The 17,845-nt window shown below is 35.5% G+C and carries 23 protein-coding genes; 17 read left to right on the forward strand and 6 right to left on the reverse strand.

Translation table 11 applies throughout. The features are described 5' to 3' along the window. Window positions 1-61 precede the first annotated feature (61 nt). The gene (locus AC1Q8N_RS10995; protein WP_098076574.1) at window positions 62-607 is read left to right on the forward strand and encodes a hypothetical protein; all 546 of its coding nucleotides are present in this window, start codon (window positions 62-64) and stop codon (window positions 605-607) included. A gap of 17 nt (window positions 608-624) precedes the next feature. Here AC1Q8N_RS10995 and AC1Q8N_RS11000 read toward each other — a convergent pair whose 3' ends face one another. The 5 genes from AC1Q8N_RS11000 to AC1Q8N_RS11020 are packed head-to-tail and all read right to left on the reverse strand — an operon-like array spanning window position 625 to window position 5,125. Beyond that, window positions 625-1,689, reverse strand: coding sequence for an ABC-2 transporter permease (locus AC1Q8N_RS11000; RefSeq protein WP_404519438.1), 1,065 nt, complete (start codon window positions 1,687-1,689; stop codon window positions 625-627). 38 nt (window positions 1,690-1,727) lie between these two features. Continuing rightward, window positions 1,728-2,792, reverse strand: a complete 1,065-nt coding sequence (locus tag AC1Q8N_RS11005) for an ABC transporter permease subunit (RefSeq protein ID WP_493521184.1) — start codon at window positions 2,790-2,792, stop codon at window positions 1,728-1,730. Window positions 2,793-2,804: 12 nt separating this feature from the next. After that, window positions 2,805-3,869 carry an ABC transporter permease gene (locus AC1Q8N_RS11010; RefSeq protein ID WP_048546256.1) on the reverse strand — a complete coding sequence of 355 codons (1,065 nt, stop codon included), beginning with the start codon at window positions 3,867-3,869 and terminating at the stop codon, window positions 2,805-2,807. Then, window positions 3,859-4,740 carry an ABC transporter ATP-binding protein gene (locus tag AC1Q8N_RS11015; protein ID WP_048546251.1) on the reverse strand — a complete coding sequence of 294 codons (882 nt, stop codon included), beginning with the start codon at window positions 4,738-4,740 and terminating at the stop codon, window positions 3,859-3,861. The genes AC1Q8N_RS11010 and AC1Q8N_RS11015 overlap by 11 nt, the downstream gene beginning before the upstream one ends. Further along, complete coding sequence (locus AC1Q8N_RS11020) at window positions 4,706-5,125, reverse strand: GntR family transcriptional regulator (RefSeq protein ID WP_000548033.1); 420 nt, start codon at window positions 5,123-5,125, stop codon at window positions 4,706-4,708. The genes AC1Q8N_RS11015 and AC1Q8N_RS11020 overlap by 35 nt, the downstream gene beginning before the upstream one ends. 166 nt (window positions 5,126-5,291) lie before the next feature. On the opposite strand from AC1Q8N_RS11020, the gene dacF reads away from it, so the two are divergent. The 14 genes from dacF (at window position 5,292) to AC1Q8N_RS11090 (ending at window position 15,913) form a co-directional block, all read left to right on the forward strand. Then, complete coding sequence (gene dacF / locus AC1Q8N_RS11025; RefSeq protein ID WP_000831992.1) at window positions 5,292-6,482, forward strand: serine-type D-Ala-D-Ala carboxypeptidase DacF; 1,191 nt, start codon at window positions 5,292-5,294, stop codon at window positions 6,480-6,482. Window positions 6,483-6,652: 170 nt separating this feature from the next. Further along, complete coding sequence (gene spoIIAA / locus AC1Q8N_RS11030; protein WP_000059133.1) at window positions 6,653-7,003, forward strand: anti-sigma F factor antagonist; 351 nt, start codon at window positions 6,653-6,655, stop codon at window positions 7,001-7,003. Further along, window positions 7,004-7,444 (forward strand): anti-sigma F factor, encoded by a 441-nt coding sequence (spoIIAB, locus tag AC1Q8N_RS11035; protein WP_048546248.1) that lies wholly within the window; start codon window positions 7,004-7,006, stop codon window positions 7,442-7,444. Between the two features lie 12 nt (window positions 7,445-7,456). Beyond that, window positions 7,457-8,215 (forward strand): RNA polymerase sporulation sigma factor SigF, encoded by a 759-nt coding sequence (gene sigF / locus AC1Q8N_RS11040; protein ID WP_000350733.1) that lies wholly within the window; start codon window positions 7,457-7,459, stop codon window positions 8,213-8,215. Window positions 8,216-8,351: 136 nt separating this feature from the next. After that, window positions 8,352-9,878: a sodium-dependent transporter gene (locus AC1Q8N_RS11045; protein WP_000450092.1), complete on the forward strand. Its 1,527-nt coding sequence runs from the start codon at window positions 8,352-8,354 to the stop codon at window positions 9,876-9,878. Then, window positions 9,878-9,976, forward strand: a complete 99-nt coding sequence (locus AC1Q8N_RS11050; RefSeq protein ID WP_000016829.1) for a methionine/alanine import family NSS transporter small subunit — start codon at window positions 9,878-9,880, stop codon at window positions 9,974-9,976. Before AC1Q8N_RS11045 ends, AC1Q8N_RS11050 begins: the two co-directional genes overlap by 1 nt. 116 nt (window positions 9,977-10,092) lie before the next feature. Continuing rightward, the gene (spoVAA, locus tag AC1Q8N_RS11055) at window positions 10,093-10,713 is read left to right on the forward strand and encodes a stage V sporulation protein SpoVAA (protein WP_048546245.1); all 621 of its coding nucleotides are present in this window, start codon (window positions 10,093-10,095) and stop codon (window positions 10,711-10,713) included. Continuing rightward, window positions 10,706-11,122, forward strand: a complete 417-nt coding sequence (gene spoVAB / locus AC1Q8N_RS11060; protein WP_048546243.1) for a stage V sporulation protein SpoVAB — start codon at window positions 10,706-10,708, stop codon at window positions 11,120-11,122. Before spoVAA ends, spoVAB begins: the two co-directional genes overlap by 8 nt. A gap of 14 nt (window positions 11,123-11,136) precedes the next feature. Then, window positions 11,137-11,595: a stage V sporulation protein AC gene (gene spoVAC, locus AC1Q8N_RS11065; RefSeq protein ID WP_000147730.1), complete on the forward strand. Its 459-nt coding sequence runs from the start codon at window positions 11,137-11,139 to the stop codon at window positions 11,593-11,595. A gap of 13 nt (window positions 11,596-11,608) precedes the next feature. After that, window positions 11,609-12,625: a stage V sporulation protein AD gene (gene spoVAD / locus AC1Q8N_RS11070; RefSeq protein WP_404519441.1), complete on the forward strand. Its 1,017-nt coding sequence runs from the start codon at window positions 11,609-11,611 to the stop codon at window positions 12,623-12,625. A gap of 3 nt (window positions 12,626-12,628) precedes the next feature. Beyond that, on the forward strand, window positions 12,629-12,979 hold the full coding sequence (spoVAE, locus tag AC1Q8N_RS11075) for a stage V sporulation protein AE (RefSeq protein ID WP_000345909.1): 351 nt from the start codon (window positions 12,629-12,631) through the stop codon (window positions 12,977-12,979). Between the two features lie 5 nt (window positions 12,980-12,984). Next, complete coding sequence (gene spoVAEA, locus AC1Q8N_RS11080) at window positions 12,985-13,554, forward strand: stage V sporulation protein SpoVABEA (RefSeq protein ID WP_001254416.1); 570 nt, start codon at window positions 12,985-12,987, stop codon at window positions 13,552-13,554. Next, window positions 13,541-15,013, forward strand: coding sequence for a spore germination protein SpoVAF (spoVAF, locus tag AC1Q8N_RS11085; RefSeq protein ID WP_048546238.1), 1,473 nt, complete (start codon window positions 13,541-13,543; stop codon window positions 15,011-15,013). Before spoVAEA ends, spoVAF begins: the two co-directional genes overlap by 14 nt. 96 nt (window positions 15,014-15,109) lie before the next feature. Further along, window positions 15,110-15,913, forward strand: a complete 804-nt coding sequence (locus AC1Q8N_RS11090; RefSeq protein WP_048546236.1) for a Cof-type HAD-IIB family hydrolase — start codon at window positions 15,110-15,112, stop codon at window positions 15,911-15,913. Window positions 15,914-15,944: 31 nt separating this feature from the next. On the opposite strand, the gene AC1Q8N_RS11095 is transcribed toward AC1Q8N_RS11090, so the two are convergent. Further along, the gene (locus tag AC1Q8N_RS11095) at window positions 15,945-16,811 is read right to left on the reverse strand and encodes a DUF1002 domain-containing protein (RefSeq protein ID WP_000850509.1); all 867 of its coding nucleotides are present in this window, start codon (window positions 16,809-16,811) and stop codon (window positions 15,945-15,947) included. A 187-nt stretch (window positions 16,812-16,998) separates the two neighbouring features. On the opposite strand from AC1Q8N_RS11095, the gene AC1Q8N_RS11100 reads away from it, so the two are divergent. Further along, entirely contained in the window at window positions 16,999-17,436 is a 438-nt protein-coding gene (locus tag AC1Q8N_RS11100) for a peptidylprolyl isomerase (protein WP_000853789.1), read from the forward strand. Between the two features lie 217 nt (window positions 17,437-17,653). Further along, window positions 17,654-17,836: a hypothetical protein gene (locus AC1Q8N_RS11105; protein WP_098076564.1), complete on the forward strand. Its 183-nt coding sequence runs from the start codon at window positions 17,654-17,656 to the stop codon at window positions 17,834-17,836. The last annotated feature ends 9 nt before the right edge of the window (window positions 17,837-17,845 follow it).

A 17,845-nucleotide genomic window follows, 5' to 3' on the forward strand; every position in this document is an offset into this window, starting at 1 on the left:
TTTGAATAAAAACATTTTGAAACTCCAATACTTTAATTAAAAAGAATCGGAGTGAAAAATTATGAAACGTATTTGTACGCTTTTCATTATGATTGGAAGTTTTTTCTGCTTTCATCAATTCGTGGACGCTGCAACGCCTCTTCAAGTCGTTCAGAAAGAATTACAACATATTTCAAATAAGCAACCTGTTTTATATTCAAAACTATGGATTCGCTCTATGCAGAATGCTATTTTATTTCATCATAGTGATAATATTCGGCATGAAGATACGATAAGTAATGTAACAAAGTCTTCTCTTATAAAAGTAAAACAACTTCCACTTCAGAAAGCATCGCAGTATATCCCGAGATTATCGCAATATATTTCTAAGTTTGAATCTGAGAATGTGCAAGTGTATTATGTTGCAGCGCGTTATGAAGTGAAAAAAGAAAATCCGTATCAGTTAAATGGCATGAATTATTTTATGCAAGTGTTTATTCAACAAGGAGGAGAATGGAGAATTGCTGAAAGCATAGTTGCTCCAACAGATCAAATCGTCGCAAATGGTGACGGGTTTGGAATGAAGCAAGAAAAAGAGTATGGGAAAAGAAGAGAGAATGTGAAATAACCTCCTTTTGAAGGAGGTTATTTCGTGCGAAGTAAAAATTTTTTATTTATGAAATAGTTAAGTACTACATAGCTAAATACTCCTATTATTATGAATCCAGCGTAATAACTTAATATTGGATCATTTTTTTCACCTGTTAACCAGCCTCCTAATAGTGCGAAACATATCGTGACACACGGTATAAATAGACGTTGTAGTTTAGTGAATAATAATAGTTTACCGTTATTTTCATTTTTTGTCCGATTATAGAAAAATACTCCTAATGGTAAAAGAAAAAGAATATATAGAATCGGAGTGATAAGTTTCCGGATGGGCTGGAATTGGTGTTGCACCGTAACGGATTCTTTTAGATTGTTAATGTTTACTTCTTTTACTTTTGGATTAAATGTATAAGATATATAAGTATTATTAGTAGGTGCAAAAACTTCAATGTTCTCTACATATGATGTGTAATTCGCTTTCTTAAGGAAAAATTCAGTTGTAGATATATTTGTGTGAATCCAAGTGAAATGAAACAGCAACATGCTTAGTCCAGATGGTAATATAATAAAAACTAAGCTTAATATACTATGTGAAATGACATTACCAGCAATTGTTCCTATAAAAATTGCTATTGTAAAAATCGCAATCCATGTAATGGTAACATAACATAATAATGTAAGTATTGGCCAGAAGGATTGATATTGGTTAAACAGATTAACTGTTAGGATAAAATACATTAAGATGATATTAAGGCTCATTATGAATATAATTACAATTGTCCCGAACACCCATTTAGAAAGAAAAAGTTCTTTTCTCGTGAATGGCATTGCGAATAACAGATGATCTGTTTGATTTCGTTTTTCCCAACTTATTAATGAACAAGCGAGTAATATGAAAGTTGGAATGAAGGGGATGATAAGAGTATCCCCATTTAAACTATAGCTGAAATAGTTATCTTGGTTTGCTGAAAGACTTGTTAGTTGAATCTGTAAATCATTAAAATAGCTAATAGGTAAAAACCAAAAACTACTACAAGCAAAGAGTAAAAGAATGTACTTACTTTGCTTGTAATGATGTAACCATAAAGCCTTATAAAACATGTTATTCCTCCAATGCCCAACATGTGATTATGTTGAATTTAGTTAATATTCCAAGTAAACTTCCATTTTAATATTTTTGGCAGGAAGAAATACATAATTAAACTAGTAACTAAAAATCCGATGTAAAAGCTGCCCAATGACTGCGCGCGACTTAGTATTAAGCCTCCAACGATCCCACCAAAGAAAATAGCACAAGCCGATACTACTTTTTGTAGTTTTGGATATAATAAGTAGTTACCGTTTCGCTCATTGGCTGAACAAGCATATAAATATATACCGAGTGGTAATAAAACAATGATATGTACGATAGGTCCAATCAATGTTTTTACCGGTGGAATCTTTGTAAAGTTTGGTTCGTTATGACGTACTCCGTTTCGATCGGTATAAGCATTTTGTGGATCATAATTAAAGTGAATATTGAAATCTTCTGCTGCACTAGAAATACGTATGTTTTCCATCACATTATATATAAGGCCACTGTTCTCATGAAATTCAGTGTTTGAGTGAACAGCAATGACGCCTGAAATAAGTGTTGGAAGTAATAATGGGAACATGAATAGAGCGGCAGTGAGAACTCCTTGCGATATAACATTCCCTGCGATTGTTCCTATACATAAGGCAAGTGTATAAATAGCAATTAATACAATTAACATGTATATAAAATAACTATGAAAGGGGGAGAATACTTGATATTTATTATGAAAAGTTAACTTTTTCATAATAGCAAATAGCCCCCAGTTTAAAACGACAACAGCGGTGATGTTGCAGATTCCAAACAACCACTTTGTTATATAGAGGTGTGAACGTTTAAAGGGCATAGACCATAGCAAGTCGCTAGAGTTATCTTGTCTTTCCCATCCAATTAACGTACAAGCTAGAACGATAAGCACAATACCTAACAGCATGACAGAATCTAGAAGTGTTAAATTAAAGGTGTAATGATATACAGAGTTCCACTTTTTGTTGTCATTTAGAAATTGTTGCTGTTGAATAGAAGTCATATAGTAGTAATATGACAAAGTATAGAGACTGGCAAGCCAAAATAACCATACAACATATTTACTTTGGTGATACGTTCTTAGCCACAGTGCTTTTTGAAACATAGGATCTCTCCTTTAAAAAACTTTATAATTTGTTAAGCGTGATAATACAACATAAGTAATAATTCCAGCGAAAAACAAAGCGATATAGTAGTTAAGTAAGAAATGAAATTGGTTTAGTTTATAGCCACCTAGTAATGCAAAGTAAATGGTTGTCCCCCATATACATATTCGTAAATGCTTTTGGAAAATAAATATCTTTTGACTGTTTTCATTTGGCGATCGTTTATATAAATATGTTCCAAGTAGTAAGTAAACTATTGTATAAAAAATAGGGACTAACATCGATTTAGCTGAATAATAGTGATAAGATGCTGGATTTCTTAAAGTAGTTGAGTCATTTTCTTTTTTACGTGATTCAGGATTATAATGGTAATAAATCGTGAAGTTATATATTGGTGCAACTATATTTGTTTTTTTATTGATTTCATAAAGTTGTTGATCTAATTTATTATTTTTAGTATTGGTAGCCTCTAAATGGTTTAGCGTAAAAGTGTATACTAGTGGAATAAATGTAAGTCCCATTAATAGCCACGGAATACAAAAAACAACCTGGGAAACAATGCTTCCAGTAAAAGTACCGATGCATAGTGCAGCTGTATATACTGCAACATAAGAAACAATTGCATAAAGAAAGTATCGATGAAATGGACTAAAAGATTGATAATCAAAATGAATGGTTGTTCTATAAATAACATACATAAGGATCCAATTTATAAGTAACGAGCCCAAAATACAAAATGAACCAAAAGCCCATTTAGATAAGAAAACATCTTTTCTTTTAAACGGCATCGTCATAAGTAGTGTATTCGATTGGTTGCTACGTTCCCACCCTATCAATAAACAGGCTAAAGCAATAATAAGAACTGTTAACAAAAAACTATTACCTTCTCCCGAAGAAAAGGCATAAAAATAATAATACTGCTTCCCTTTTTCTTGTAATTCGTAATACGCATCAAGTTCTTTCTGCGCAATTCTATAGTAGCTGAAAGATAATAAGTAAAGCGAACTAAAGAAGAATAGTAACACAGCATATTTCCCGCGTTTCCAATTCCACATCCACAACGCCTTATGAAACATACCCATCCTCCTCCAGTGTCGTAACGAAGACATCTTCAAGTGACATTGTTAATTCTTCAATGAGTATAGGTTGTTCTTTATAAAACTTCTCCAGTGTTGTAGCCACATTTCCCTCAATTAAGATTGTATATACTTTTCCTGTTTGATTTAATATTTTAATATTGCTTAAGTTTTCTAGTTTTTGAGGTAATGAACGTTCGTAAGCTACTTGTATTTTTGCAAATCGTGATTTGGCATCGTCTAGTGATGTAATAGACGAGATAGTATGGCCTTTTAATATAATGATTGTATCTGCAATTTGTTCCACTTCATCTAAATGGTGAGTTGAGATGAAAATGGTAATCTCTTTTTCTGCAACTTCTCCAACGAGAAACTGTAAAATTTGCCTTTTCACGATAGGATCAAGTCCGTTTGTCGGTTCATCCAAAATGATATATTCTGCTTTTGTAGAAACGGCTAAAATGATGGCAAGCAGTGCTTTCATTCCTTTTGAATAGCTACGAATTCGTTTGTTAGGTAAGTTAAAACGTTCTAACAGTTCATAGAAATATGCTTCATCAAATGCGGTATAAACTTCTTTATAAAACTTTACAATTTCTTTTACCGTATATCCGTTCAATATGTTAGTAGAATCCGGAACATATACGATTTTTTGCTTTATTTCAGGACACTGATGAATGTTTGTCTCTTCATATGTAACAGTCCCTGCATCAGGGTCTAAAATGCCGACCATCGTTCGTAATAAAGTTGTTTTCCCCGCACCGTTTCTTCCGAGTAATCCGATGATACTTCCTCTTTGTAATGTGAAAGAAACATCATCTAAAATCGTTTGATTATCAATTGTTTTCTTCAAGTTTGTCACTTTCAGCATCCGCATTTCCTCCAATCTCTTTATAGTATGAATCTATCCAATCATGAATTTTATCTTTCGTAACACCAAGATAAGAGGCTTCTAATAGTAATTGATGAAATTGCTTTTCAACCATAGCGATTTTCCTTTCGTCTAATGTTGGGGTAATCGATTGAGATACAAATGTTCCTTTTCCTCGTAATGTTTCAATAATCCCTTGTCGTTCTAACTCTTGGTACGCTTTACTCACTGTATTTGGATTTATAACGAGTAAAGAAGCGAGTTCGCGTACAGAAGGTAGTTTGTCACTTGGAGCTAACATGTTCTTCAATACGAGTTCTTTTATATTTTGAACGATTTGTTCCCATATCGGAGTGTTGCTTCTTGGATCAAGTTGAATATGCAAGAGCAATGTCTCCTTTCTGACTTGTATTAAGTGTACTACTATATGTAATACACTTAATACAATATAGGTGATGAATATATTTGTCAACTGAAAATATTAGAAAAATATGGTATTAAAAAATAATAAATTGGAAAAAATAGGTTTGATATAGAATGGAGGGTTAGTCATGAAGCGAGTTTTTGGAATACTTGTTTGTTTCATGTTATTGCTTTCTGGTACTTCAGTTAGTTTCGCACAATCTGAGAAGACGAAGCAGGAAAAAACAGAAGAAACAACGCCGAAGTTAGCGGAACAAGCGTCATCAGCAATTGTAATTGAACAAGATACAGGTAAAGTTTTGTTTGATAAAAATCCAAATGAGAAGTTACCACCTGCTAGTATGACGAAGATTATGACAATGCTATTAATTATGGAACAAGTTGAAAAAGGAAAACTAAAACTGACCGATAAAGTTAGAGCAAGTGAGCATGCAGCTTCAATGGGTGGATCACAAATCTTTTTAGAGCCTGGAGAAGAGATGACTGTAAATGAAATGCTAAAAGGTATTGCTATTGCATCTGGAAATGATGCGTCTGTTGCAGTAGCGGAGCATATCGCGGGTTCAGAAGAAGGTTTTGTAAATATGATGAACAAAAAAGCGAAAGATTTAGGACTGAAAAATACTCATTTTCAAAATCCAACAGGTCTTCCGGCTAAAGACCATTATTCCACAGCAAATGATATGGCTATAATGGCAAAAGAATTGATGAAGTACCCACTTATTCGCAAATATACAGGTAAATACGAAGACTATTTACGAGAAGATACGGATAAGAAGTTTTGGCTCGTGAATACGAATAAGTTAGTACGTTTTTATCCTGGAGTAGATGGTGTGAAAACGGGCTTTACGACAGAAGCAAAATATTGTTTAACAGCATCGGCTGAAAAAAATGGCATGCGTGTTATTTCAGTTGTTATGGGAGCACCTACATCGAAAGAACGGAATAATCAAGTAACAAAGCTTCTTGACTATGCATTTGGACAATATATGACAAAGAAATTGTATACACGTGGCGAAAAAATTAAGACTGTACAAGTAGGAAAAGGGAAAAAAGAAAAAGTAGATTTAGTTGCGTCAGACAATGTGTCTCTTCTTATGAAGAAGGGCGAAAATATGGACAAAGTAAAGCAAGAAGTAATTGCTGAAAAGAAAGTGAAAGCGCCGATTAAAAAAGGTGACGCGCTTGGTACACTTGTTATTAAAAAAGATAAAGATGTTTTATTAAAACAAACAATTGTAGCAAAAGAAGATGTTGCTGCAGCGAGCTGGTGGGAGTTATTTAAAAGAAGTTTTGGGATGTTTTCAACATCAAAATAGCGGCAAACATTTTGCCGCTTTTCTATTCGTATGAAAGTAAATAATTGCCGAATGTTTTCACTTTATGGCGAAATAGTTCTTCTTTTGTCAGCAGGAAGGATTCTTATGTTGTATCACGAAAATCTTTATGTATGTAAATGAGTAAAGTTTGAGCATAAGGAGGAAATCGTGTGAGTCTTTCCATGCAATTAGAAGTAAAGCGTGACGTCCTATGTGTGAGACTAGCGGGTGAATTAGATCATCATACTGCTGAAGAGTTGCGAACGAAAGTAACAGATATGATTGAGACACATGGTGTTCATCATATTGTTTTGAGCCTAGAGAACTTATCGTTTATGGATAGTTCTGGTTTAGGTGTTATATTAGGCCGATATAAGCATGTAAAGGGATTAGGTGGAGAAATGGTTGTTTGTGCAATTTCACCGCCTGTTAAGCGTTTATTTGAAATGTCGGGCTTATTTAAAATTGTTCGCTTAGAAGAAAGTGAAGCGCATGCGCTCGCGACGTTGGGGGTGGCATAAATGAGAAATGAAATGAACCTTCAATTTTCAGCATTAAGTCAAAATGAATCATTCGCTCGCGTTACAGTAGCTGCTTTCATTGCGCAACTAGATCCAACGATGGAAGAACTTACGGAGATTAAAACAGTTGTGTCAGAAGCAGTTACGAATGCAATTATTCATGGATACGATGGAAATGCAGAAGGTGTTGTTTATATTTCTGTAATTTTGGAAGAAGCAATGGTGAAACTCACGATTCGAGATGAAGGGATTGGCATCTTTGATTTAGATGAAGCAAGACAACCCCTTTTTACAACTAAACCTGAATTAGAGCGTTCCGGAATGGGATTTACTATCATGGAAAATTTTATGGATGAAGTAGAAGTTATTTCAAACGAATCTTTCGGGACAACAATCCATTTGACAAAATACTTATCAAATAGTAACGCTCTATGCAATTAAGGAGAATAGCCTATGGACATAGAGGTCAAAAATGAGAAGAAGAAACCTCAGTTAAAGGACCACGAGCTAAAAGCGTTAATTCAACAAAGTCAAGATGGAGATCAACAAGCGAGAGATACAATCGTTCAAAGTAATATGCGTCTCGTATGGTCGGTTGTGCAGCGTTTTCTTAATCGAGGATACGAACCAGACGATTTATTTCAAATTGGATGTATTGGGCTCTTAAAATCGGTAGATAAATTTGATTTATCTTTCGACGTGAAATTTTCAACATATGCAGTTCCAATGATTATTGGAGAAATACAACGATTTTTACGTGATGATGGATCAGTGAAAGTAAGTAGATCTTTAAAAGAAACAGGAAATAAAATTCGAAAGATGAGAGACGAGCTTTCGAAAGAATTCGGAAGGGCACCAACGATTAACGAAGTAGCCGAAGCGTTAGAACTAACGCCAGAAGAAGTGGTTCTGGCGCAAGAAGCGAGTCGTGCTCCTTCATCCATACATGAAACGGTGTATGAAAACGATGGAGATCCAATCACTATTTTAGATCAAATTGCTGATCAATCTGAAACGAAATGGTTTGATAAAATTGCTTTAAAAGAAGCAATTAGAGAATTAGATGATCGAGAACGTTTAATTGTATATTTACGCTACTATAAAGACCAAACCCAATCAGAAGTAGCGGAGCGCATAGGTATTTCGCAAGTACAAGTTTCAAGACTTGAAAAGAAAATATTAAAACAGATGAAAGATCGAATAGATGAGTAGCTATCTATTCGATTTTTTTATGACTTTAATTTAGTAGGGATTGTAAACTTTCGTAAAAATTAACAGAATTTATTGATAATTTAGTAAATTTAAAATATAATCCAAGTATGAACTTGTCACAAAGGGGGAAGGAAGTATGGAAACGAGGCAACAATGGGGAACGAGGGCCGGATTCATTTTCGCAGCGGTCGGCTCTGCCGTTGGATTAGGAAACATATGGCGTTTTCCTTATACAGCGTATGAAAATGGGGGAGGCGCATTCTTTTTACCGTACTTATTCGCATTATTAACGACTGGTATTTCATTATTGGCGTTTGAATTTGCTCTTGGGCATCGTCATCGTGGTTCAGCGCCACTTACATTCTTCCGTATTAGTCCGCGTGCTGAATTTATCGGATGGTGGCAAATGTGTGTAACGTTTATCGTTTCAACATATTATGCAGTAATTATTGCTTGGTCTATTTCCTATACGTACTTTGCAATTACTGGAGCATGGGGGAAAGACACGCAATCATTTTTATTTAAAGAGTATTTGCATGTTGCAGATAAGCCTGGACAGTTTGGAGGGCTCGTACCGGAAGTATTAATTCCATTAGCTCTCGTTTGGATTATCGTGCTCGGTGTAGCATTTAAAGGAGTTAAAAAAGGAATTGAAGTTGTTAATCGTATTTTCATCCCTTTATTAGTTGTTATGTTCCTTATTATCGTAGTTCGTGCAGTGACGATGGAAGGTGCAATGCAAGGGTTGGATGCATTCTTCAAACCAGATTGGAGTCGTATTTTTGATGGGAAAGTATGGCTTGCTGCTTATGGTCAAATTTTCTTTAGCTTATCTTTAGCATTTGGAATTATGATTACGTATTCTAGTTATTTACCGAAAAACTCAGATACAACAAATAATGCCTTTATTACTGGCTTTGCAAACTCAGGATTTGAATTGTTAGCTGGGATTGGGGTTTTTGCAGCTCTTGGATTTATGGCAAATAATATGGGAGTACCAGTTGATAAAGTAGCAAGTGCTGGTGTAGGACTTGCGTTCGTAGTATTCCCGCAAATCATTAATGAGTTACCGATGTCACCGTTATTTGGCGTATTATTTTTCTTATCATTAACGGTTGCTGGAATTACATCCCTCATTTCACTTGCGGAAGTATGTTTTGCTGCCGTATCTGAAAAATTCAGCTTAAGTCGCCAAAAAACAATTGGAATTATGGGGACGCTTCTCGTACTAGTTTCTCTTGTTTTTGCAACACGTGGCGGGCTTATGTTCCTAGATGTTGTTGATTATTTCGCTAATAACTTCGGATTAATTTCAATTGCATTAGCGGAAGTGGTTACGATAGGGCTCATTCTACGCCGTTTACCAGTTTACCAAAATCATGCAAACTTCGTATCTGATATTAAGTTAGGGACGTTTTGGAGAGTAAGTTTACTCGTTATTACCCCGCTTATGTTAGGGTACATGTTAATTGATGGCACAATCCAAAATATTAAAAAGAACTACGGAGATTATCCAACGGAGTTTGTCGTAACATATGGTTGGTCAATTGCAGCAGCTTTCCTTATCGTTGCATTAATCATTAGTATAAAGAAATGGAATGCACAAATACATTCAGATTCTGCTAAGCTTGAAAAAGAATGGAAAGATCGGGGTGTTTCATAATGAGCGGATCAGCGATTATGATGATGGTGATTGGTATGGTAGTCATTTGGGGAGGACTCGCATTAAGTATTGCAAATTTATTTAAGAAAAAGGCATAAACTAAAAAACATCTGTACCGAAACGGTACAGATGTTTTTTTATGAAAAAATTGTATTAGAAAAAAAATCAATAACCATACTACAACTACGAGGAAGAGTGAAGAGGTGAATAGAAATTGGAACAAACAATTTATATTAAAATGCGTAATCGATTAAAAGTTTCTCCTACGTATGAAGTGAAACTACGTGATGTCGCTCAACTTGCCGGAGATACTGTGGTAGTTGAGTCGTTACAGGATGAGGTAGTTTACAAAATAACAGCGCATGATAAGACGCATGTTGTAATTGATGTTATGAAAATTATTGAGATTATTAGGCGAAAAGCGGCTCATATACAAATTAATTTACTCGGTTCTGGACAAACTCTTGTTGAAATTATATATGAAAAAAAGAAAGTACATCCGGTTTTCTTCGGACTTGTATGGTTGTTACTTTTTATTGGAGCTGCTCTTGCGATCATTTATTTCCATGAAGATGTAAGCATGCAACAAGTGCACCAGCGGTTATATTACATGATTACGGGAGAATTTAAGGCGCAGCCACTGCTATTTCAAATTCCTTATTCAGTAGGTCTTGGGTTAGGTATGGTCTTATTTTTTAATCATGTATTTCAAAAGCGAATTAATGAAGAGCCGAGTCCGTTAGAAGTGGAGATGTTCCAATATCAGCAGTCACTTGACCAATATGTAATTGTTCATGAAAACAAGGACAATATGAAACAACTTGCCGATGATTGAGTCTGGGCTTGTTATTTTAATTGGTTTAGCGGGAGGAATTGCAGTGGGTAGCGGATATGTCGCATTTTTAGCTGTACTTGGTATAATCCCCCGTCTAGCTCAATTAACGAGAAGTGGAAAGCACATTCAATATTTTGAGTGGGCAGTTATTGCAGGTACGTTAACAGGAGCTTGGTGTAGTTTGAAAAACATTACATTTCAAACGTCGCAATATTGGCTTGTTATATTAGGAATATTTTGTGGCACATTCATTGGAATGCTTGCAGCCGCATTAACAGAAGTGTTAAATGTTTTACCTATTTTAGCGAAACGAGTAGGGATAGAAGGGAAAATCGTTGTTTTACTCGTTGCTCTTGTACTTGGCAAAGTAATAGGCTCATTGTTTCACTGGATTTATTTCGTAAAGTAGGAGGCAGTATATAAATGACAGGGCGAAAACTAAAGGATGATTACATAAATAAAGTGAAGGAGTACCATCCAAAACCAAACTATTTCCTAAATTGTGTCAAGGCATTTCTTGTAGGTGGATTCATTTGTACTGTCGGAGAAGTATTGATGAAATTTTATATACATTATTTTCATTTCAGTGAACAAGAGGCAGGAAATCCGACAGTTGCAACGCTTGTATTATTATCGGCGATTTTAACAGGTTGTGGTGTATATGATAAAATCGGTCAATTTGCTGGAGCGGGATCGGCCGTACCTGTTACGGGATTTGCAAATTCTATGGCGAGCGCTGCGCTAGAACATAAGAGTGAAGGAATTGTGCTTGGGGTTGCTACAAATATGTTTAAGCTAGCGGGAAGTGTTATCGTTTTTGGGGTCGTTGGTGCATACGTTATTGGATTAATAAGATATACTTTTAACATTTTTATGTCTTAAAGGAGGGGCTAGTATGAGGTTGACCGGAAAACAAACGTGGGTATTTCAAAATGATATTTATGTGAATGCAACCGGTACTGCTGTCGGTCCAAAAGAAGCTGAGGGCCCTCTTGGGAAGGATTTTGATATTTCATATGATGATTTACATTGCGGAGAGGAAAACTGGGAACTTGCTGAACGAAGATTAATGTCAGATTCAATTCAACAAGTCTTGCAAAAAGGAAATGTAAAAACATCACAAATTGATTTCTTTTTAGCGGGTGATTTATTAAATCAAACAGTGACAGCAAATTATGTTGCGCGTAAGTGGGGGATTCCCTTTTTAGGGATGTTTAGCGCTTGTGCAACCTCGATGGAGACTTTAGCTGTTGGAGCAGCCTTTATAGATGGTGGATTCGCAAATCGTGTTTTAGCGACGGTAAGTAGTCATAATGCAACGGCTGAAAGACAGTTCCGTTATCCAACAGAGTATGGGGGACAAAAACCAGGAACAGCAAATTCCACTGTTACAGGTGCGGGATCCATATTAATTAGTAAAGAAAAAAGTGCTATTAAAATTACGGCAGCTACGATTGGAAAAGTGCAAGATTTAGGGATTGCGAATCCTTTAGATATGGGGTCGGCGATGGCACCTGCTGCTGCTCATACAATTCAACAACACTTTGAAGATTTGAAGAGAAGTGCAGCAGATTATGATTTGATTGTTACCGGTGATTTATCAGCTATTGGGACACCAATAGCAAAACAACTGTTACTGGAAGAAGGTTATGATCTTGGGCATATATATAATGATTGCGGATTAATGATTTATGATCCCGGTCAAGAAGAAGTATTTGCCGGTGGTAGTGGTTGTGCTTGTTCAGCTGTTGTCACATATGGTCATTTATTAAGTGAGATGCAAAAAGGGAACTTACAACGAATTTTTGTCGTTGCTACTGGCGCGTTATTAAGTCCGACGATGATGCAGCAGAAAGAAACCATTCCAACAATTGCACATGGTGTCGTATTTGAGAGAGTGAAGGGAGAGTGAATTGTGGATTTTATATATGCATTTCTTGTAGGAGGCGCCATTTGTGTAATTGGACAGGTATTGTTAGATTTCGCAAAGTTAACACCAGCCCATTTAATGGCTACCTTTGTAGTTATAGGAGCAGTTTTAGATGGATTCGGATTGTACGATAAGCTTATAAAGTTTGCTGGTGCTGGTGCGACAGTTCCTATTACAAGTTTTGGACATTCACTATTACATGGGGCAATGCATGCGGCAGAAAAACACGGATATATTGGGATTGGTATGGGTATGTTTAGTTTAACATCTGCAGGCATTTCTGCAGCGATATTATTTTCATTTTTTGTAGCACTTATATGTAAACCGAAAGGATAAATTAAATGAGACGAAGGGTTGTTTTGGTCACAGATGGAGATGAATATGCAAAGCGAACAATTGAGCTTTTAACGAAGGAATTTGGGGGAAGGTGTATTTCAGCATCACAAAGTAATCCAACCAAATTGACAGGGAAGAAAGTTGTTGAGCTTATTATGCAAACGCCATATGACCCTGTATTTGTCATGTTTGATGACAGTGGATTTATTGGAGAAGGATCTGGTGAAAAGGCTTTAAAATATGTAGCCACACATAAACAAATTGATGTACTGGGGATTTTGGCAGTAGCGTCTAATACACATCATTGGGAATGGGCACGTGTAGATGTCAGTGTAGATCGAAACGGGAATTTAACCGAATACGGTGTTGATAAATTTGGACTTCCAGATGGTGAAATTGGCAGAATTAGCGGAGATACAATTTATTGTTTAGATGATCTGAATGTTCCTGTCATTGTGGGAGTTGGTGATATCGGTAAGATGTGTGGAAACGATGAATGGGAGAGAGGATCACCTATTACTAGAAAAGCGATTCAATTAATTTTGGAAAGGAGTGGTTTTTATGACGAAGCCTAAAAAAGTGGATATCCCTATTTCATCTTTCATAAGTGATAATGAAAATTACTTAAAGCAAACAGCTGGACTGGGTGTTACATACGACGTTGGCATCCGTAAATTTCAAATTTTAAATAAAGAAATTGGTGTGTTATTTGTAAACGGGCTTTGTGATACAAATTATATTATCCCTATTTTAGAAGAAGCGGTGGATACAAATGAGATAAGGGATGTAGAAGAAGATACAGTGAAGCTTTTAGAGAATCGTTTAATCCATCAACAAGTAAGCAAAGTGAAAACGATGGATGAGGTAATGCTCCAAGTATTATCAGGACTTATCGTTATATTTGTGGAAGGTGAAACGGAAGCGTTCGCAATAGATGTTCGCAGCTATCCAGGACGAACACCGACAGAACCTGATACTGAAAAAGTAGTACGCGGTGCGAGGGATGGATTTGTTGAAAATATCGTTGTAAATACAGCGTTAATTCGTAGGAGAATTCGAGATCCACGTCTTCGAAATGAAATGATTCGAGTAGGAGATAGATCTCAAACTGATATTTGTATTACATATGTTCAAGATGTTGCAAATCCAGATTTAGTAAAGATTATAAAGCAAGAATTAAATAACATTGATGTCGATGGAATTACGATGGCGGATAAAACAGTGGAAGAATTTGTTGTAAAGCAAAGCTATAATCCATTCCCGCTTATTCGATATACAGAAAGACCGGATGTAGCGGCGAATCATTTATTAGAAGGACATGTGTTAGTACTAGTTGATACATCACCGAGTGCTATGATTACTCCAACAACATATTTCCACCATTTACAGCATGCGGAAGAGTTTAGACAAAATCCAGCTGTCGGTACATTTTTACGTTGGGTACGCTTTTTAGGTGTCTTATTCTCCTTATTTTTACTACCATTTTGGTTAGTGTTTGTATTTGATCCAACTCTTTTACCAGAAAACCTTGCTTTCATTGGACCGACTAAGATGACACATTTACCAATTCTATTACAGGTGTTGATGGCCGAAATTGGACTTGAGTTTTTAAGGATGGCAGCCATTCATACGCCAACGCCGTTATCTTCTGCTGCAGGGTTAATTTCCGCTATATTAATTGGTCAAATAGCAATCGATGTAGGTTTGTTTGTACCAGAAGTTATTTTGTATGTAGCAGTTTCTATGATCGGTGCATATGCAACACCGAGTTATGAATTAGGATTAGGAAATAAAGTTGGAAAATTGTTTGTTATTATTTTAACAGGTCTCTTCCATGAGATGGGATTTGTAATTGGTATGACGATATTGATTTTATTTTTAACGTCTATAAAAAGTTTACAAACGCCTTATTTATGGCCGTTTTTACCATTTGATTGGGGTGCATTAACAAAAATTCTACTTCGCCCGACGATGTCTAGTTTAAAAGTACGACCAAGTATTGTAAGACCTCAAAATGTAAAAAGACAAAAATAAACGGGATTATACACCCGTTTATTTTTTTAGCAAAAATTTATTGTTTTTTAACAAAAATCAAACATTTTTTGTGTACACTTAGAGTAGATATTGTGTATGGAAGGGGAAGAGGACATGATTAAATTATTTGTAAGTGATTTAGATGATACGCTCGTTTACAATGTGAATCATATGCAAAAAGAAGATGAACGTGCACTTTGTTGGTTAGCTGAAAAAGGGACAAATATTTGTTTTGCCTCTGGCCGCTTTACTCATCGAATTGATGAAGTCGTAAATAGGTTTGCATTCCCGTATTACACAACTAGTTTAAATGGAGCAACGATGTTACTGCCGGATGGAAAAATATTTCATGAATCAAGTTTTGAAGATGGGATTGCCCAGGAAATATATCGATATATCCATAAAAAGGGACTAGCAGATATTGTTTGTGCAAATGAGCAACGGTATACAAAAAGAAAGAATGAACATCATCATACTTTTGAAACGTATATGGGCGTGCATATTGCTGAGATAGAAGCATTAGAAGAGGAATTTGGTAAGACTGTACATCCTGCGAAATTGTTTGTTTTTGGGGAAGAAGAGACAATTGCAGCATTAGATCAAGAGTTACGAGATACATTTCAGAGCGAAGCGGAAGTTTTTATGTCTGGTAAACGCTATGTTGACATTATGCCAAGGGGAGTAAGTAAAGGGAGTGCTTTAAGGCGACTAATGGAACATTTACAAATTGAAGCAAATGAAGTTGCATGTATTGGAGATTCTTTCAATGATATTTCTATGTTTGAAGTAACTCCGCATTCATTTACTCTACATCATGCTCATCCATATGTGAAGAATAAGGCAAATTATATTGTTCGTTCGGTCGAAGAAGCTGTTATGAAATTGCCATTACTTGTATAAAAAAAGAAACTCGTCACTGACGAGCTTCTTTTTACTTGAATAACGATTTAACAAAATCAATGATACTTGAGAAGAAATCTTTAACTTTATCTAGGAAACCTTGCCCTTCTTCAGATCCTAAAAAGGCAGAAACATGTTCTTTTGCTTTATTTAACTGACTGCCAACTTGATTCCAATCGATATTAAGATTTTTCATTTTATCAAATAGCGCAACTAAGTTATCTAACTGTTCATCCGTTAATGTAATACCAAGTTGATCCGCAATTTTTTTAATTAATGAACGTAAATCTTCAGTCGTTTTTGGCTGTTCTTTGGCAATTTCTTCTTTAATTTTTGCAACAAGTTGAACTGCTTTTTCTTCACCAATTTTATCGCCGAGCTGGGCTGTTTGCACCATTTCTTCATTGGCTACTTTTTTTACTTCCTCAGGAATTGCTTTGTTCGATGTTGTTTCATAGGCTTTCATTAAACCGGTTAAAGCAGCAGTTCCTGAAACTTTAAATGGTGCAGTAATTTGAATTTCTGCATCTTTCACACCTGCTGTAATAAGTGCGTTTGTGTACATTGCATCTGTTATCGAATTAATGTTTTTTGAACGTACAATGAGACCAGAACCTGGCTTTGTGTATGTAATCATAGAAGAGGAAATTGCTCTCGTACCAATTTGGGCTTTTGGAACAATCCCTTCTAGAAATTTATGTTCTTCCGCATTAGACACAGTAATGATTGTAGCATCTTTTGGTGCTTTCATTTCTTTTAACAGATCTTGTTTTTGTTGTTCAGACAAGTTTTCTCCTAGTGTAACAATTGATTCTCCTTCGATGATGTCTGCAAACGAAGCTGTTGGCATCATAAATACCGTTACAGCCAATAGCAGAGCTAGTAATTTCGTTTTCACGAAAAATCGCTCCCTTTCTCTTTCTAAAATTTTCGGGCAACACAGTTATTATAGTATATATTTCTTATTTGTCACCTAGCTTTTTCCACATTTCGAAAAAGAAGTATCTAGATTGTCGGATTCTTTTTGTTTCTAGTCATGAATGTGGTAATATAGTGCTGAGATAGTTGAAAGGAGACATATACGTATGAAAACTTTAGGATACATATTAATGGAAAATGGTGAAAAAATCGAGTTAGAATTTTTCCCAGAAGAGGCACCAAAAACAGTAGAAAACTTTAAAAAACTAGCAGAGCAAGGATTTTATGATGGTGTGACATTCCACCGCGTTATTCCTGGATTCGTAAGCCAAGGTGGAGATCCAACAGGAACAGGTGCAGGTGGCCCAGGTTACTCTATCCCATGTGAAACTGATGGAAATCCTCATAGACACCTTGTAGGTTCACTTTCTATGGCTCATGCTGGCCGTAATACAGGCGGTAGCCAATTCTTTGTTGTTCATGAGCCACAACCGCATTTAGATGGTGTACATACTGTATTCGGTAAAGCAACAAGCGGTATTGAAACAGTATTAAACATGCGTCAAGGCGATGTAATGAAAGAAGTTAAAGTTTGGGAAGAATAAGTTAATGGGAAAAGAGAGCTATGGCTCTCTTTTTGTTTTTTAATAGGAATGGGTATTTCGTTTGCAGTACATGATACAAGTAGTACTGTTATTGTAGCGAAAATATGGCGCTTATAAGAACAAAATTTTAACAAATTACATAGAATACATTAGATTTCATGTTTCAATAAATATTTTTATTACATTAATTTTGCTAGAATTCATTTGCTCCCAGGTGATGAATATTGAAGTGGTAATGAGCGATGGATGTTTCTTTTTACTTTCATATAACAGCGTTTCTTTGTTAATCTACTTAGAAAAAATAGTACTGAAACATATATTTGACTTTCTTCTTTTCGCTTTGTATGATTATCAAGTTGTTTTAGGCCCTTCTCACTCTGTTGAAAATATTGTAAAATGAATGTGATAT

It is taken from the genome of Bacillus sp. GW823-FHT06B01 (assembly GCF_058952315.1).

Bases quoted from the DNA above. Each gene is read 5' to 3' on its own strand.
- AC1Q8N_RS10995 (WP_098076574.1), top strand. From the start codon at position 62: ATGAAACGTATTTGTACGCTTTTCATTATGATTGGAAGTTTTTTCTGC.
- AC1Q8N_RS11000 (WP_404519438.1), bottom strand. From the start codon at position 1,689: ATGTTTTATAAGGCTTTATGGTTACATCATTACAAGCAAAGTAAGTAC.
- AC1Q8N_RS11005 (WP_493521184.1), bottom strand. From the start codon at position 2,792: ATGTTTCAAAAAGCACTGTGGCTAAGAACGTATCACCAAAGTAAATAT.
- AC1Q8N_RS11010 (WP_048546256.1), bottom strand. From the start codon at position 3,869: ATGTTTCATAAGGCGTTGTGGATGTGGAATTGGAAACGCGGGAAATAT.
- AC1Q8N_RS11015 (WP_048546251.1), bottom strand. From the start codon at position 4,740: ATGCTGAAAGTGACAAACTTGAAGAAAACAATTGATAATCAAACGATT.
- dacF (WP_000831992.1), top strand. From the start codon at position 5,292: ATGAAGCGAGTTTTTGGAATACTTGTTTGTTTCATGTTATTGCTTTCT.
- spoIIAB (WP_048546248.1), top strand. From the start codon at position 7,004: ATGAGAAATGAAATGAACCTTCAATTTTCAGCATTAAGTCAAAATGAA.
- sigF (WP_000350733.1), top strand. From the start codon at position 7,457: ATGGACATAGAGGTCAAAAATGAGAAGAAGAAACCTCAGTTAAAGGAC.
- AC1Q8N_RS11045 (WP_000450092.1), top strand. From the start codon at position 8,352: ATGGAAACGAGGCAACAATGGGGAACGAGGGCCGGATTCATTTTCGCA.
- AC1Q8N_RS11050 (WP_000016829.1), top strand. From the start codon at position 9,878: ATGAGCGGATCAGCGATTATGATGATGGTGATTGGTATGGTAGTCATT.
- spoVAB (WP_048546243.1), top strand. From the start codon at position 10,706: ATGATTGAGTCTGGGCTTGTTATTTTAATTGGTTTAGCGGGAGGAATT.
- spoVAC (WP_000147730.1), top strand. From the start codon at position 11,137: ATGACAGGGCGAAAACTAAAGGATGATTACATAAATAAAGTGAAGGAG.
- spoVAD (WP_404519441.1), top strand. From the start codon at position 11,609: ATGAGGTTGACCGGAAAACAAACGTGGGTATTTCAAAATGATATTTAT.
- spoVAEA (WP_001254416.1), top strand. From the start codon at position 12,985: ATGAGACGAAGGGTTGTTTTGGTCACAGATGGAGATGAATATGCAAAG.
- spoVAF (WP_048546238.1), top strand. From the start codon at position 13,541: ATGACGAAGCCTAAAAAAGTGGATATCCCTATTTCATCTTTCATAAGT.
- AC1Q8N_RS11090 (WP_048546236.1), top strand. From the start codon at position 15,110: ATGGAAGGGGAAGAGGACATGATTAAATTATTTGTAAGTGATTTAGAT.
- AC1Q8N_RS11100 (WP_000853789.1), top strand. From the start codon at position 16,999: ATGAAAACTTTAGGATACATATTAATGGAAAATGGTGAAAAAATCGAG.
- AC1Q8N_RS11105 (WP_098076564.1), top strand. From the start codon at position 17,654: ATGAATATTGAAGTGGTAATGAGCGATGGATGTTTCTTTTTACTTTCA.